The organism is Rhodococcus sp. IEGM 1351, from assembly GCF_030056875.1.
Taxonomy (GTDB): domain Bacteria; phylum Actinomycetota; class Actinomycetes; order Mycobacteriales; family Mycobacteriaceae; genus Rhodococcus_F; species Rhodococcus_F opacus.
The window spans coordinates 351,039-364,193 of record NZ_JASHKU010000003.1 but is presented as its reverse complement, the minus strand read 5'-3'; the positions used below and the strand labels follow the sequence as shown (position 1 = coordinate 364,193).

General features: G+C 67.3%; 16 protein-coding genes. 9 read left to right on the top strand and 7 right to left on the bottom strand.

Annotated features, from left to right (window positions below; translation table 11 throughout):
* Nucleotides 1-44 precede the first annotated feature (44 nt).
* Nucleotides 45-878 carry a sulfurtransferase gene (locus QM806_RS07760; protein ID WP_283290984.1) on the top strand — a complete coding sequence of 278 codons (834 nt, stop codon included), beginning with the start codon at nt 45-47 and terminating at the stop codon, nt 876-878.
* Nucleotides 879-885: 7 nt separating this feature from the next.
* On the opposite strand, the gene QM806_RS07755 is transcribed toward QM806_RS07760, so the two are convergent.
* Together QM806_RS07755 and QM806_RS07750 are read right to left on the bottom strand one after the other, a co-directional pair.
* A complete protein-coding gene (locus tag QM806_RS07755; protein WP_133986253.1) occupies nt 886-1,899 on the bottom strand; it encodes a cation diffusion facilitator family transporter in 1,014 nt (337 codons plus the stop codon).
* Entirely contained in the window at nt 1,896-2,303 is a 408-nt protein-coding gene (locus QM806_RS07750) for an ArsR/SmtB family transcription factor (RefSeq protein ID WP_039952872.1), read from the bottom strand. The genes QM806_RS07755 and QM806_RS07750 overlap by 4 nt, the downstream gene beginning before the upstream one ends.
* 117 nt (nt 2,304-2,420) lie before the next feature.
* Here QM806_RS07750 and QM806_RS07745 point away from each other — a divergent pair, with 117 nt between their 5' ends.
* Genes QM806_RS07745 through QM806_RS07735 form a run of 3 tightly spaced genes read left to right on the top strand, consistent with a single transcriptional unit; the run spans nt 2,421 to nt 5,331 of the window.
* The gene (locus QM806_RS07745) at nt 2,421-2,930 is read left to right on the top strand and encodes a MarR family winged helix-turn-helix transcriptional regulator (RefSeq protein ID WP_005264015.1); all 510 of its coding nucleotides are present in this window, start codon (nt 2,421-2,423) and stop codon (nt 2,928-2,930) included.
* Nucleotides 2,927-4,870 (top strand): MDR family MFS transporter, encoded by a 1,944-nt coding sequence (locus QM806_RS07740; RefSeq protein ID WP_169695637.1) that lies wholly within the window; start codon nt 2,927-2,929, stop codon nt 4,868-4,870. The genes QM806_RS07745 and QM806_RS07740 overlap by 4 nt, the downstream gene beginning before the upstream one ends.
* A 5-nt stretch (nt 4,871-4,875) precedes the next feature.
* The gene (locus QM806_RS07735) at nt 4,876-5,331 is read left to right on the top strand and encodes a GtrA family protein (RefSeq protein WP_283290928.1); all 456 of its coding nucleotides are present in this window, start codon (nt 4,876-4,878) and stop codon (nt 5,329-5,331) included.
* A gap of 32 nt (nt 5,332-5,363) precedes the next feature.
* On the opposite strand, the gene QM806_RS07730 is transcribed toward QM806_RS07735, so the two are convergent.
* Complete coding sequence (locus tag QM806_RS07730) at nt 5,364-6,773, bottom strand: alkaline phosphatase PhoX (RefSeq protein ID WP_169695937.1); 1,410 nt, start codon at nt 6,771-6,773, stop codon at nt 5,364-5,366.
* A 172-nt stretch (nt 6,774-6,945) separates the two neighbouring features.
* Between QM806_RS07730 and QM806_RS07725 the strand changes: the two genes are divergently transcribed.
* The 3 genes from QM806_RS07725 to QM806_RS07715 all read left to right on the top strand — a co-directional run bounded on the left by QM806_RS07725 (nt 6,946) and on the right by QM806_RS07715 (nt 8,826).
* Entirely contained in the window at nt 6,946-7,284 is a 339-nt protein-coding gene (locus QM806_RS07725; protein ID WP_065489769.1) for an ArsR/SmtB family transcription factor, read from the top strand.
* Entirely contained in the window at nt 7,281-7,781 is a 501-nt protein-coding gene (locus QM806_RS07720) for an SRPBCC family protein (protein WP_169693855.1), read from the top strand. The genes QM806_RS07725 and QM806_RS07720 overlap by 4 nt, the downstream gene beginning before the upstream one ends.
* Before the next feature lie 61 nt (nt 7,782-7,842).
* Nucleotides 7,843-8,826: a sigma-70 family RNA polymerase sigma factor gene (locus QM806_RS07715; protein ID WP_169693854.1), complete on the top strand. Its 984-nt coding sequence runs from the start codon at nt 7,843-7,845 to the stop codon at nt 8,824-8,826.
* A gap of 3 nt (nt 8,827-8,829) precedes the next feature.
* Here the strand turns inward: QM806_RS07715 and QM806_RS07710 are convergent, their stop codons facing one another.
* Complete coding sequence (locus QM806_RS07710) at nt 8,830-9,234, bottom strand: VOC family protein (RefSeq protein WP_007300651.1); 405 nt, start codon at nt 9,232-9,234, stop codon at nt 8,830-8,832.
* 96 nt (nt 9,235-9,330) lie between these two features.
* Entirely contained in the window at nt 9,331-10,002 is a 672-nt protein-coding gene (locus QM806_RS07705) for a type 1 glutamine amidotransferase (protein ID WP_169693853.1), read from the bottom strand.
* Nucleotides 10,003-10,336: 334 nt separating this feature from the next.
* Here QM806_RS07705 and QM806_RS07700 point away from each other — a divergent pair, with 334 nt between their 5' ends.
* Complete coding sequence (locus tag QM806_RS07700; RefSeq protein WP_005257349.1) at nt 10,337-11,728, top strand: WS/DGAT/MGAT family O-acyltransferase; 1,392 nt, start codon at nt 10,337-10,339, stop codon at nt 11,726-11,728.
* Nucleotides 11,729-11,730: 2 nt separating this feature from the next.
* On the opposite strand, the gene QM806_RS07695 is transcribed toward QM806_RS07700, so the two are convergent.
* On the bottom strand, nt 11,731-12,027 hold the full coding sequence (locus tag QM806_RS07695; RefSeq protein ID WP_005573297.1) for an Rdx family protein: 297 nt from the start codon (nt 12,025-12,027) through the stop codon (nt 11,731-11,733).
* Between the two features lie 138 nt (nt 12,028-12,165).
* On the opposite strand from QM806_RS07695, the gene QM806_RS07690 reads away from it, so the two are divergent.
* Nucleotides 12,166-12,291: a hypothetical protein gene (locus QM806_RS07690; RefSeq protein WP_005257351.1), complete on the top strand. Its 126-nt coding sequence runs from the start codon at nt 12,166-12,168 to the stop codon at nt 12,289-12,291.
* Nucleotides 12,292-12,330: 39 nt separating this feature from the next.
* Here QM806_RS07690 and QM806_RS07685 read toward each other — a convergent pair whose 3' ends face one another.
* The gene (locus QM806_RS07685) at nt 12,331-13,104 is read right to left on the bottom strand and encodes a serine aminopeptidase domain-containing protein (RefSeq protein WP_120659568.1); all 774 of its coding nucleotides are present in this window, start codon (nt 13,102-13,104) and stop codon (nt 12,331-12,333) included.
* Nucleotides 13,105-13,155: the final 51 nt, after the last annotated feature.

Sequence of the window (13,155 nt, the reverse complement as noted above, 5' to 3'; positions counted from 1 at the left end):
GGCACACCGAACCTTCGTTGTGCGACAGTGGTGCGATGAGCCCTGTGGTGACGATCGACGAGTTGGCGGAATCGCTGAGCAGCGACGCTCCGCCGGTCCTTCTCGACGTGCGGTGGGCGCTCGGCGACACCGAGGGCAGGCAGCACTACCTCGACGCGCACATTCCCGGTGCCGTGTTCGTCGACCTGGACACCGAACTGGCCGCCCCGGGATCCCCGGAGCGGGGCCGGCATCCGCTGCCGACGGTGACGGACCTCCAGGACGCCGCACGCCGGTGGGGTGTCCGGGCCGGCAGCCCGGTCGTGGTCTACGACGCCACGGGGAACCTCGCCGCCGCGCGGGCGTGGTGGCTGCTGCGCTGGGCCGGAGTTGCCGACGTGACGATGCTCGACGGTGGACTCGGCGCGTGGACGTCGGCGGGCCACCCCGTCCGATCCGGCGACGAGCACCCACGACTGCCCGGTGACGTCGTGCTCACCGCGGGCCACCTGCCGACGCTGACCGCGGACGAGGCCGCCGAACTCGCCACCCACGGTCGCCTTCTCGATGCCCGTGCCGCCGAGCGGTACTCGGGCGAGACCGAACCCGTCGATCTCCGCGCAGGGCACATTCCCGGTGCCCGCAGCGCCCCGACGTCCGAGAATCTCGGGCCCGACGGACGGTTCGCGCCTGCCGAGGCGCTGCGCGAACGGTTCGCCGCGGTCGGCGCGGAACCCGGACGTCGCGTCGGCGTCTACTGCGGATCGGGTGTGACGGCAGCCCACCAGGTTGCGGCACTCGCGCTCGCCGGCGTCGACGCCGCCCTGTATCCGGGGTCCTGGTCGCAGTGGTCGTCCGATCCCGGCCGCCCGGTCGCCACCGGCCCCGACCCGCGGTGACGGCGAGTCACGCCGTCTGACCGGCCGTCTCCACGTCGTGCGCCGGATAGGCGTGGATGAGGGCGGTACTCAGCTTCGGAACGGCGTACCTGAGTGTGTGTTCGGCGGTGTGCGCCACGCGGTGCGCGTCGCGCAGGCTGGTCGAAGGGTCGACGTCGAGTTCGGCGTCGGCATGCAGGTGGTGCCCGATCCACCGCATCTTCACGCTCCGCACCCCGACCACCCCCGGTTCGGCGGCGAGGGCCCGTTCGGCGGCGTCGACGAGTTCCGGGTCGACGCCGTCCATCAACCGCCGGAACACGTCGCGTGCCGCGGTCCGTAACACGAGCACGATCGCAGCCGTGATGACCAGGCCCACCACCGGGTCGGCGAGCGGAATCCCGACCGCGACACCACCGGCGCCCAGCACCACGGCGAGGGAGGTGAATCCGTCGGTCCGTGCGTGCAGCCCGTCGGCGACGAGCGCGGCGGAGCCGATCCGCCTGCCGACCCGGATGCGATACAGCGCCACCCATTCGTTACCGGCGAAACCGATGACACCGGCGAGGGCCACCCACCCGAGGTGGTGGATCGGCACGGGATCGAGGAGGCGGCGGGTCGCCTCGACACCCGCGACGACCGCGGACAATGCGATCATCGCCACGACGAACAACCCGGCGAGGTCTTCGGCCCGGCCGTATCCGTACGTGAATCGCCTGGTGGCTGCCCGCCGTCCGAGGGCGAACGCGATCCACAGCGGAACCGCTGTCAGCGCGTCGGAGAAGTTGTGCACGGTGTCGGCGGCGAGCGCGACGGAACCGGACAGCGCCACCACGATCACCTGCGCCAGGGCGGTGACGCCCAGCACCACCAGGCTGATCTTCACCGCCCGGATCCCGATCTCGCTCGCCTCGAGTGCGTCGTCGACGCTGTCCGCGGAGTCGTGGCTGTGCGGGGCGAAGATCTCGCGGATCACCCCGCGGACGCCACCCGAATGCCCGTGGCCGTGGCCGTGGCCGTGGGAATGTCCGTGCCCGTTCACGACCCGCCTCCCTCCGCGGCGAGGTCCGCGTCCTCGTGGATGACCTGCAGGTCGCCGGTGGCACGGTGATGTCCCGGGATACCGGGGCCCGCGTGCTCGGCATTGAACACGGCGTCGGTGACCAACTGCTGCACGTGCTCGTTGGCGACGCTGTAGTAGATGGACGTTCCCTCCCTCCGTGTGTGCACGAGCCGCGCCATCCGGAGCTTCGCGAGATGCTGCGAGACGGATGGCGCCGGCTTTCCCACCCGTTCGGCCAGCTCGTTCACCGACAGCTCGCCTCCCACGAGTTGCCAGAGCACCTGCACCCGGGTCGCGTCGGCGAGCATGCGGAAGACCTCGACCACAAGCCCGACCTGGTCTTCGTCGAGCCGACGCCGGCAAGAGCGCATATCTGCATTCATACGCAGATAATAATTCACTTCGTTTTGTGATGCATCAGACACCGATTCGACTTACTTGCTTGCGCTAACGATGTATATAGTTGCTTGCATCAAGTAAGTCGTCCTTCAGGGGTTGCCATGTCCGTCTCGTCAGTGCCTACCGTGTCGTCCGTATCTCTCGGCACCACCGAAGCGCTCATCGACGAGGTCTTCCTCTTCGGCCGCGTGCTTCGCGACGCCCTGGTGTCGGAAGGCGACGGTCACATCCCGCGCGCGTTGACGGGGGTCCTCCTCGTTCTCGCGGCTCGGGGGGAATGCCGGCAGAACGAACTCGCCACCGAGCTGTGTGTGAGCCAGTCCTCACTCAGTCGCCAGATCACCGATCTGGTGGACGTCGGCTACGTCACCCGGCACTCGGATCCCGCCGACGGACGCGCATTCCGAATACGCGTGTCGCCGGAGGGAATGGCGTACGTCAAGCACGTGAGAACACAGCGAGCCGCACGAATGCAGAAGTTGATGACCGGATGGAACGAGACCGAGGCAGCGATTGCCCTCGAGTCCATCCGGCACCTGAAGGAAACACTCTTCGATCCAGAACACCGGACCGTCACGAGCTCGAACCCGATTGGAACACAAAGCGTATGACCGAAACACAGACTCGGCCGCCGGTTGAAGAAACGACGGCCATGACGCACCGCCAAATCCTCGAAGCCCTCACGGGCCTGCTCGCGGCGCTGTTCACCGCGCTGCTGAGCAGCACGATCGTCGCCACCGCCCTCCCGACGATCATCGGTGACCTGAAGGGCACGCAGACCGCGTACGCCTGGGTCATCACCAGCGCGTTGCTCGCCAATGCCGCCTCGACACCCATCTGGGGCAAGCTCGCCGACCTGTTCAACAAGAAGGTTCTCGTCCAGAGCGCGATCGTCATCTTCGTCATCGGTTCGGTGATCGCGGGCTTCGCGCACAACGTGCCGATCCTGCTGGCCGCGCGCGTCATCCAGGGCGTCGGCATGGGTGGCCTGACGGCCCTCGTCGTCGCCATCATCGGCACCATCGTCGCTCCCCGTGAGCGCGGCCGCTACTCCGGTTACATGGGTGCCGTCATGGCCGTGTCGATGTCGGGTGGTCCGATCCTCGGCGGCGTCATCGTCGACAGCCCCCTCGGCTGGCGCTGGTGCTTCTTCGTGTGCGTGCCGCTCGCCGTCATCGCACTGTTCCTGCTGCAGCGCACGCTGCACCTCGCGACCGAGAAGAAGGACGACGTCTCCATCGACTGGCTCGGCGCCCTCCTGCTGACCGCCGGTGTGTCCATCCTGCTGATCTGGGTCTCGTTCGCCGGCAAGGCGGGCTACTACGAGTGGTTCTCCCGTGAGACGGTCATGTACGTCGGATCGGGTGTACTCCTGCTGGCCGCGACGATCCTCGTCGAAGCCAAGGCCAAGTCACCGATCATCCCGCTCAAGATCGTCACGGAGAAGACCACCGGACTCGCCATCATCGCGTCCGTCGCCGTCGGTGTCGGAATGTTCGGTTCCACCACGTTCCTCGGCCAGTACTTCCAGACCTCGCGTGGCTACACCCCGACCATGGCCGGAGTGCTCACCATCCCGATGGTCGCCGGCATGCTCCTCGGCACGGTCGGATCCGGACAGCTCATCACTCGCTTCGGTAAGTGGAAGCCGTTCGTCGTCGGCGGCGCAGTCCTGATGATCGTCGGCTTCGGATTGCTCGGCACCATCGATCACGAGACCAGCCTGACCCTGGTCGGCGCGTACATCGCGATCATCGGTCTCGGCATGGGCATGCTGATGCAGAACCTGGTCCTCGCGGTGCAGAACACCGTCAGCGTCCAGAACATCGGTGCGGCATCCAGCTCGGTCGCCTTCTTCCGGACCTTCGGTGGCGCGATCGGCGTCTCGGTTCTCGGCTCGGTGCTGGCCACCCGCGTCGCCGACCTGTCGGCCGACGGCTTCGCGAAGATCGGTATCAAGAGCGGGGCGGGCAGCGGTGGCGGAAGCCTGGACCTGACGTCCATGCCCGCTCCCGTGCAGGGTGTCATCCGCGCCGCATACGGAGACGCGACCGGCCGGATCTTCCTCATCGCCGCCGCCGTCGCCGTCATCACCCTGATCGCCGTCATCCTGCTGCCCAACCGCCCGCTGCGTCGCACCATCGACCTGTCGAGCGAGCAGGAGCCCGTCCAGGAACCCGAGTACGCCCCCGTTCCGGAGTACGCACTCGAGCCCGACACGGCACCGATCCAGTCGTCCGACGTCCGCGGCGGCAGGCACGAGGCCCCCGCCGATCAGCGGCAGCCCTTCGCGGGGTTGAGCGCCGACGCCCGGGACCGTCTCCTGTCCATGCTGCTGCCCCAGCCGGAGCGGACGCTGGAAGCGATCGACGAAGCGGAGAAGATCCGCGACGAGGTCAACCGCCTGCGTAACGATCTCAACGCCAAGCTCGTCGAATTCGACGCGGTCTGGGATCGCCTGCGCGAACTGGGACTGAGCGAAGAGCAAGTGGCCGGCGTCCTCGGCGGCGGCCACGTGACGGACACCGGCAACGGTGCCCTCATCCGCTGAATGAGATGATCGTTCAGTTCCACGACGCCGTCGGCCCGCCCACGTATCCCCCTCTACGTGGGCGGGCCGGCGGCGTGTTCGCTCAATTGACCCGGTTCACGCTGGTGGGCACGTCGAGCAATGCGCTCTACGCTCTCGCGTTCTTCACCCTCGACATGTACGGGTCGTTCGTCGCCAACCTGGTCGGCGTGGTGACCAGTTCGATGTTGGCCAACGAACTCCACCGACGGCTCACCTTCCGCGCCGTGGACCGCGTCCGCTGGTTCGTCGCGCAATGGGAAGGCGGAACCCTCGCGCTGATCGGTCTGGCCGTCAGCTCACTCGCGCTCGCCCTGCTGCACATGCTCTTCCCCGGCGCCGACGGCCCGGCGCAGGTCGCGCTCGTCATCGCCGTCAGCGCCGTCGTCGGCGGGCTGCGGTTCCTCGCGCTCCGCGGGTGGGTTTATGCCTCCGGCCCGTGAGTACTTATTAACCGCGGGCGGTTGACAAGTACTCACAGGGGACGGTGCCACGGACCCGTGATCGCCAGCGTCAGCCCCGGCGACTGGATGTTCACGAACAGGATCTTCCCGTCCGCACTGAATGCCGGACCGCAGAACTCGCTGTCGTTCAACTCGTTGCGAGCCATCGCGAACGGTTCGCCCTGCGCCGTGACGCCCACGAGGTGGCTTATTCCCTCGCCGTCCTCGGCGAGGATCACGCCGCCGTACGGCGAGACGGTGATGTTGTCGGGCCCGTCGTAGTTTCCGGTGTCGACAGAGGGATCGGGATTGACACCGAACAGGGTCTTCAGCGTGACGGTCTGCTTCGCCGGGTCGTAGAACCACACCTGGCCGTCGTGCTCGGCGACGCTGCCGTCGCTGGTCCGCGCGTAGCTCGCGACGAAGTAGGCGCCGCCGTCGCCCCACCACTGGCCCTCCAGCTTGCGGCTCCGGGTGACGACGTCGTTCCCGAACTGCTCGCGCACCGACGTGCTCGTCGCGTCGCGGTCCGGCACACCTACCCACTGCACGGCGTACACGGTGCCCGGCTCGGTGGCCTGCGACAGGTCGGGGACGTGCGTTCCGCCCTGGAAGCACGCCATCGCCTGGAGGGCGCCCGCGGTGTCGCCGCCCGGAGACTGCGCGAGTTCGCGCAGCGCGTTCGGCCCGCCCCGGAAACCCTGCGGCGGCGTCCACCGGTAGTACAGGCCGTTCGGCCCGGACGCGTCCTCGGTGAGGTAGATGGTGCTCGATGCCGGATCCACCGCCACGGCCTCGTGCGCGTACCGGCCCAGGAACTTCAGCGGCACAGGACTTTTTCCCCTGTTCGCGTCCTGACTCGCCGGGTCCACCTCGAAGACGTAACCGTGGTCGAGCAGGAACCCGTCCTCCCCCGCCCGCGCCTCCGTCTCCTCGCAGGTCAACCACGTTCCCCACGGGGTGATGCCGCCCGCGCAGTTGTTCACGGTGCCCGCGACGCTGACGTACTGGCCCTGCCGTGCGCCGTCGGCGCCGACCGCGGTCGTGGTCGTGCCGCCGCGCGCGCCCGTGTCGTACGTCAATCCGTCGAGGGCGGGTACGCCGAACGGTTCGTCGCTGCCGATCTCGTGATTGGTGACGAGTGTGGAACCGCCGGGTCGCGCGAACACCCCGATGGCGTCGGGATCGCTCGGAACCGGTACGCCACCGTCCAACTGGGTCTCACCCGAACGGGAGACGACGGTGTACGAAAAACCCACCGGGAGCGAGAGAATGCGGTTCGGGTCGGGTACGAGCGGTCCGTAGCCGATCGCCTGTCCCGGCGCCGCGGACGCGAACGCCGGCCGGACGAGGGCGTCGACGCTTCCGGCGAGTGCCACACCGAGGCCGGTGAGCGCGGTGCGACCGAGGAACCCGCGGCGGTTGAGTGGTGCAGTGGACACTGTCTGAAACCTCCATGGTGACGAACCGGGACCCTCGGACGGTAGGGACCGGACTGCCCTGGTTCGTGGACGCACCGTGGCGGGCGCGTGAACCGGGCGAGAACTTCCCCTGTGAGTACTTGTTAACCCCCCCGCGGTTAATAAGTACTCACGGGCGTTGACATGTGACCAAATGGTCACCTATTCTCGATTCATGGACGACGATCACGTCTTCAAGGCGCTGGCCGATTCCACCCGCCGCCTGATACTCGACCGATTGTTCGCCCAGGATGGTCAGACGCTCACCGAACTCGAGTCGCAGGTCGAGATGACGCGATTCGGGGTCATGAAGCATCTGCGTGTGCTCGAAGACGCGGGGCTCGTCGTCACGCGCCGCTCCGGCCGGGAAAAACTTCACTACCTCAATCCTGTGCCGATACAGCTGATCCACAACCGGTGGATCGACAAATACACCGAGCGTCACACGAGTGCGCTCGCTCAGCTGAAAGCCGAACTGGAGGAAGAGAAATGACTACCGCCGACGCATTCCAGATCTACGCCGTCTACATCAAGGCGACGCCGGAGGCCATCTGGGACGCCATCACCAAACCCGAGTGGTCGCAGCAGTACGGTTACGGCGGCCTCGTCGACTACGACCTCCGCGCGGGCGGTGCGTTCCGATCGCGCGCGGACGACGCGATGAAGGAATACCCGGGCGTGCCCGACGTGATCGTCGACGGCGAGGTGATCGAGTCCGATCCGCCGAAGAAGCTGGTGCAGACGTGGCGGATGCTGATGGACGCCGACAACGTGGAGGGATTCACCACGCTCACCTACGAGATCGTGCCGTCGAGCCGGCCCGGAGTCGCGAAACTGACTGTCACACACGACCTCACCAACGCACCGGGCCTGGCCGAGATGGTCGCGGGCAGGCGGGAGTCCGAGGGCGCGGGCGGCGGCTGGAACGAGGTGCTGAGCGGAATGAAGACCCTGCTCGAGACGGGGCAGCCGATGGTGAACTGGGGCTGACCCGCGGGTCGGCGGGCGCGAGGGCCCGACATCTGTCGGACGGCCGCAGTAAGCTCCAACCATGACGGCTGCGCAGTCGCTCGACGGGGATTTCCTCGCACTCGCCGACCCTTACCGGCGCGAGTTGCTCGCCCATTGTTATCGCATGATGGGCTCGCTTCACGACGCCGAAGACCAGATGCAGGAGACCTTCATCCGGGCCTGGCGGGGGTACGACGGCTACCAGCAGCAGGCGTCGCTGCGGACGTGGCTGTACAAGATCGCCACCAATACGTGCCTGACGGCCCTGCAGAGCAAATCCAAGCGTCCGCTGCCGAGCGGGCTGGGGGCTCCCGACTCCGACCCGACCGCCGACCTCGTCGAGCGACACGAGGTCCCGTGGCTCGAACCGCTCCCCAACCGCCTCATCGACGACGATGCGAACGATCCCGCCACCGTCGTGACGTCGCGCGAGTCGGTGCGGCTGGCGTTCATCGCCGCCCTTCAGCATCTTCCTGCACGTCAGCGTGCGGTTCTCGTCCTCCGCGACGTGTTGCAGTGGAAGGCGTCGGAGGTCGCGGCGGCTGTCGGTACCACCACGACGGCGGTCAACAGCCTGCTGCAGCGTGCACGTGCGCAACTCGAACTGGCCATGCCGACGGCCGACACTCTCGTGGAACCGGAATCACCCGAGGAACGCGACCTCCTCGACCGCTACGTCGCCGCGTTCGAGAACTACGATATCGACGCGATCGTCGAACTGTTCACCAAGGACGCCGTCTGGGAGATGCCACCGTTCGACGGCTGGTATCGCGGGGGCGCCTCGATCGGCACCCTGATCAGCGGAAACTGTCCAGCCAAGGCTGCGGGCGACATGCGCCTGGTGCCCACGGCGGCCAACGGACAACCGGCCCTCGGCCTGTACATGCGCGGGGAGGACGGCGTCCACCGTCCGTTCCAGCTCCACGTCCTGGACGTCACGGCTGACGGGGTCTCCCATGTCGTCTGCTTCTTCGACGTCGATCTGTTCGAGAAGTTCGGACTACCGGAGACCCCGCCCGCCTGACCCCTACGCCGGCACGGCGGCCGGATCCATCCACATGACCTCCCAGACGTGACCGTCCAGGTCGCGGAACGCGCGTCCGTACATGAAGCCTTCGTCCTGGAGCTTGCCCCACGACGTCCCGCCGGAGGCGAGGGCTTTGTCGACGAGGCTGTCGACCTCCTCGCGACTGTCGGCCGAGATACACATGAGGGCCTCGACGGACTTCGAGGTGTCGCAGATGCCGCCCTCGATGAAGTCCTTGAACCGGGACTCGACGAGGAGCATCACGGACGTGTACTCGTTGATCACCATGGCGGTGCAGGAGTCGTCGCTGAACGTAGTGTTGAACTCGAAGCCGAGTCCGGCGAAGAACGTCTTGGTCGCGTCGAGGTTCTTGATCGGCAGGTTCACGAAGAGCATCCGGGACATGTGATTCTCCTTCTCGGGTTCCGCCCACTGCGGAAGGTCATCGATACAGACCGCAGCGGTGCGCAAAACTCATCGGCGACCGCTCGCCCGATCCCCTCAGCTCTCGGCGAGGTCGAGGAACGAGCCGATGATGATCCGCCCGGCCGCTTCCACGTCGGCCATGTGGGCCCCCGACGGCGCGGTGTCCGGCGGCATGTGGGCCTGCATCACCGCCAGCTGCGCGCGGGTCAGTTCGACGTGGAACTGCAACCCGTACGCCCGGCGGCCGATCGCGAACGCCTGATTCTCGTAGAGGTGACTGCTCGCCAGCCCGATCGCGCCGTCGGGGAGGTCGAAGGTGTCGCCGTGCCAGTGGACGACGGGCACCTCGGCGCCGGCCGAACCGAACACGGGATCGCGCGTCCCGTCCACGGACACGGTGACCGTCCCGGCGCCGTTCTCCGGGGTCGGCCCCCGGCGGATCGCGCTGCCGAACGAGGCGGCGAGAAGCTGCGCGCCGAGGCAGATTCCCAGCATCGGAAGTCCGGCGTCCACAATTTCTTTGATGAAGTTTCGCTCTCGTGGAAGTTGCGGGTGGGTAACGTCATCGAGTGCGCCCATCGGACCGCCCATCACCACGAGGCCGCCGATGTCGTGAACGGCCGGGAGTTCCGACGCCCGGTACATGGGGTACTCGGTGTACCGAATTCCCCGCTCCGCCAGCAAAGTACCGACGAGCGCCGGTCCCTCGAACGGCACGTGCTTTACAACCGCCCATGGCTTGTTCATGCCACAATTCTTACCGAGTAGGGACTTTCGACCCTATGCAGGCCCGAATTCGCGAATTCCGCACTGAGTGCACAAAATTCGGATGTTCACACGGAGTTCACCTTCGGTGTACTCCACCCGAATGACACCATCCAAACTGGACGCTTGTCTAGTGGCATGGCTCACGCGAAACCTGTAGACATACGACGTCACGCTTTCGTGACCCGTCCCATATCAATTAGTTATCCGGTGGTGGTCCCTGACAAACGGAACGTCACCATCTCCCGTTACCTCAGACCACAGACGAGCCCTCCCGCGATCCGGGAAGTCGTCTACGGGATGGAAAGGGCCCTAGATGCCGCTCCCCATGTCCCCTCTCGACTCGATGTTCCTTCTCGGCGAGTCCCGTGAGCACCCGATGCATGTCGGCGGCGTAGAGATCTTCCAGCTCCCGGAAGGCGCCGACACGTACGACATGCGCGCGATGCTCGACCGCGCGCTCGCCGACGGCGACGGAATCGTCACCCCCCGGCTCGCCAAGCGAGCCCACCGGTCCTTCTCGACGCTCGGTCAGTGGAGCTGGGAGACCGTCGACGACATCGACCTCGGTCACCACATCCGGCACGACGCGCTGCCCGCCCCCGGGGGCGAGGCCGAGCTGATGGCACTCTGCTCGCGGCTGCACGGATCGCTGCTCGACCGCAGCCGCCCGCTGTGGGAGATGCACCTGATCGAGGGTCTGAGCGACGGACGGTTCGCGGTCTACACCAAGATCCACCACGCGGTCGCCGACGGCGTCACCGCGATGAAGATGCTGCGCAACGCGCTCAGCGAGAACTCGGAAGATCGGGACGTGCCGGCTCCCTGGCAGCCGCGGGGCCCGCGGCCGCAGCGGACGCCGTCGAAGGGCTTCAGCCTGTCGGGTCTGGCCGGTTCCACGTTCCGCACCGCCCGCGACACCGTCGGTGAGGTCGCCGGGCTCGTGCCCGCGCTCGCCGGCACCGTGTCCCGCGCCTTCCGCGACCAGGGCGGCCCACTCGCCCTGTCCGCACCGAAGACCCCGTTCAACGTGCCGATCACCGGTGCCCGCCAGTTCGCGGCGCAGTCGTGGCCGCTCGAACGTCTCCGGCTCGTCGCCAAGCTGTCCGACACCACCATCAACGACGTCGTGCTCGCGATGTCCTCCGGGGCGCTCCGCAGCTACCTCGAGGATCAGAACGCCCTGCCCGCCGAGCCGCTGATCGCGATGGTGCCGGTGTCGCTGAAGAGTCAGCGCGAGGCGTCGAACGGCAACAACATCGGGGTGCTCATGTGCAACCTCGGCACCCACCTCCCCGACCCGGCGGATCGCCTCGACACCATCCGGACGTCGATGCGCGAGGGCAAGGAGGCGTACGAGACGATGAGTGCGACGCAGATCCTCGCGATGAGCGCTCTCGGCGCGGCACCGATCGGCGCGAGCATGCTGTTCGGGCACAACTCGCGGGTGCGCCCGCCGTTCAACCTCATCATCTCCAACGTTCCGGGTCCCAGCTCGCCCCTGTACTGGAACGGGGCGCGGCTCGACGCCATCTACCCGCTGTCGGTGCCCGTCGACGGCCAGGGCCTGAACATCACCTGCACCAGCAACGACGACATCATCTCGTTCGGGGTCACCGGCTGCCGCAGCGCGGTGCCCGACCTGAAGTCGATCCCCGCCCGGCTCGGGCACGAACTGCGCGCCCTCGAGCGCGCGGTCGGAATCTGATCCTAGGGACTCTTACTGTCGCTGTGCCCGAGGTGGCGGTCGGGCGCCACCCGGTCCCGGACCAATTGCTTGAGCACGGTGATGTCGGGGAAGCCGCCCTGTTCCTTGCGGTCCCAGATCAGTTCGTCGTCGACGGTGATGCGGAAGATCCCGCCGGTGCCGGGGACGAGCGCGACCTCGCCGAGGTCCTGCCCGAACGTGCCGAGTAATTCCTGCGCCATCCACGCCGCGCGCAACAGCCACTGGCACTGGGTGCAGTAGGTGATCGCGACCCGGCTGTCTGCGCTGCTCGTCGTCATCGTGCCAGGTTAGCCGAAGGTGCTCCCCCGCTTGCTGTTCGAGTTGCACGGAGGACACCTGTTCGTCATGCGGACGTCAGCATCGTGAGGCAGACTGTCGATCGCCATGCTGTGCCCCCTCGACGAAAGGAAGCCGCCATGTCGACCGCGCTCGAAGAATCGCGTCGCCACGCCATCGAGCTGACCAACGAGAAGATCCAGGCCGTCAAGGACTTCTTCACCAACATCTTCCGCCTGGACACCACGCACCGGACCGAGGCCTGAACACATGGGGAGGTCTTCGCCGAGAAGGCCTCCCCGTGTTCACCGGATCGTCTCGAAGAACTGCACGACCTCCGCGGTGCGGAAGTGGTCTTCCGAGACGTGCGGTCCGCTCACCTCGACGAACTCGACGGCGTCCGAGCCGCGGCGGAGCATCTCGACCCACGGCCCCGTGACGCCGGCAATGTTCGCCACCTCGTCCTCCCGCGACGCGTACACCCGAATCGGCACTCCGACATAGTCTCCCGGCTCGTGCCGGACGGCGTCCCAGTGCTCGGTCTTCGGTTCGAGGTCGTGCCCGTCCGCGGATACGCGGAAGGCGTCCCGCACGGTGTCGCGTCCGTGTTCGCCCCGTTCCCACACTGCGCGCAGCGACAGCGACGGAGCGATGAACACGGCTCCGTCCCACGCGACCTCCCGCAGGCGTACGGCGTTGGCAGCGGCGTTGGCGCCCATCGATTCGCCGATGAGGAACCGAACTGTCACCGGCCACCGGCGGGACACCCACTCGTCCAGTGCGACCACGGCGTCCTGCGCCAGGCGGTTTCCCCACTGGTCGCCGTGCAGGTAGGGACTGGCGACCAGGTAGCCGGCGTCCAGCAGGCCGTCCCGCAGGCCGGCGCGGTCGTCGATCGACCTCTCGTCACCCGTACGCCCGTGCAGGTAGCACGCGACCGCGGACGGCGTCACCCCGCGCGGCACCGCGACCAGCGCACGATCGCCGGAGCGTGGGACGGTCACCGCGTGCTCGTCGAACGCCGTGCCATGTGCCGTGCACCGCGTCAGCGGTTCGACGGGCTGGGCACGAGGTGTCACCCCGCCACGCTAACAAGCGGAGACGCGACGTGCGTGGCGGGGAATTCGGGC

Excerpts from the sequence above, each read along its gene's own strand:
- QM806_RS07750 (WP_039952872.1), bottom strand. The coding sequence starts at position 2,303 with ATGAATGCAGATATGCGCTCTTGCCGGCGTCGGCTCGACGAAGACCAG.
- QM806_RS07745 (WP_005264015.1), top strand. The coding sequence starts at position 2,421 with ATGTCCGTCTCGTCAGTGCCTACCGTGTCGTCCGTATCTCTCGGCACC.
- QM806_RS07740 (WP_169695637.1), top strand. The coding sequence starts at position 2,927 with ATGACCGAAACACAGACTCGGCCGCCGGTTGAAGAAACGACGGCCATG.
- QM806_RS07735 (WP_283290928.1), top strand. The coding sequence starts at position 4,876 with ATGATCGTTCAGTTCCACGACGCCGTCGGCCCGCCCACGTATCCCCCT.
- QM806_RS07725 (WP_065489769.1), top strand. The coding sequence starts at position 6,946 with ATGGTCACCTATTCTCGATTCATGGACGACGATCACGTCTTCAAGGCG.
- QM806_RS07720 (WP_169693855.1), top strand. The coding sequence starts at position 7,281 with ATGACTACCGCCGACGCATTCCAGATCTACGCCGTCTACATCAAGGCG.
- QM806_RS07715 (WP_169693854.1), top strand. The coding sequence starts at position 7,843 with ATGACGGCTGCGCAGTCGCTCGACGGGGATTTCCTCGCACTCGCCGAC.
- QM806_RS07710 (WP_007300651.1), bottom strand. The coding sequence starts at position 9,234 with ATGTCCCGGATGCTCTTCGTGAACCTGCCGATCAAGAACCTCGACGCG.
- QM806_RS07705 (WP_169693853.1), bottom strand. The coding sequence starts at position 10,002 with ATGAACAAGCCATGGGCGGTTGTAAAGCACGTGCCGTTCGAGGGACCG.
- QM806_RS07700 (WP_005257349.1), top strand. The coding sequence starts at position 10,337 with ATGCCGCTCCCCATGTCCCCTCTCGACTCGATGTTCCTTCTCGGCGAG.
- QM806_RS07695 (WP_005573297.1), bottom strand. The coding sequence starts at position 12,027 with ATGACGACGAGCAGCGCAGACAGCCGGGTCGCGATCACCTACTGCACC.
- QM806_RS07690 (WP_005257351.1), top strand. The coding sequence starts at position 12,166 with ATGTCGACCGCGCTCGAAGAATCGCGTCGCCACGCCATCGAGCTGACC.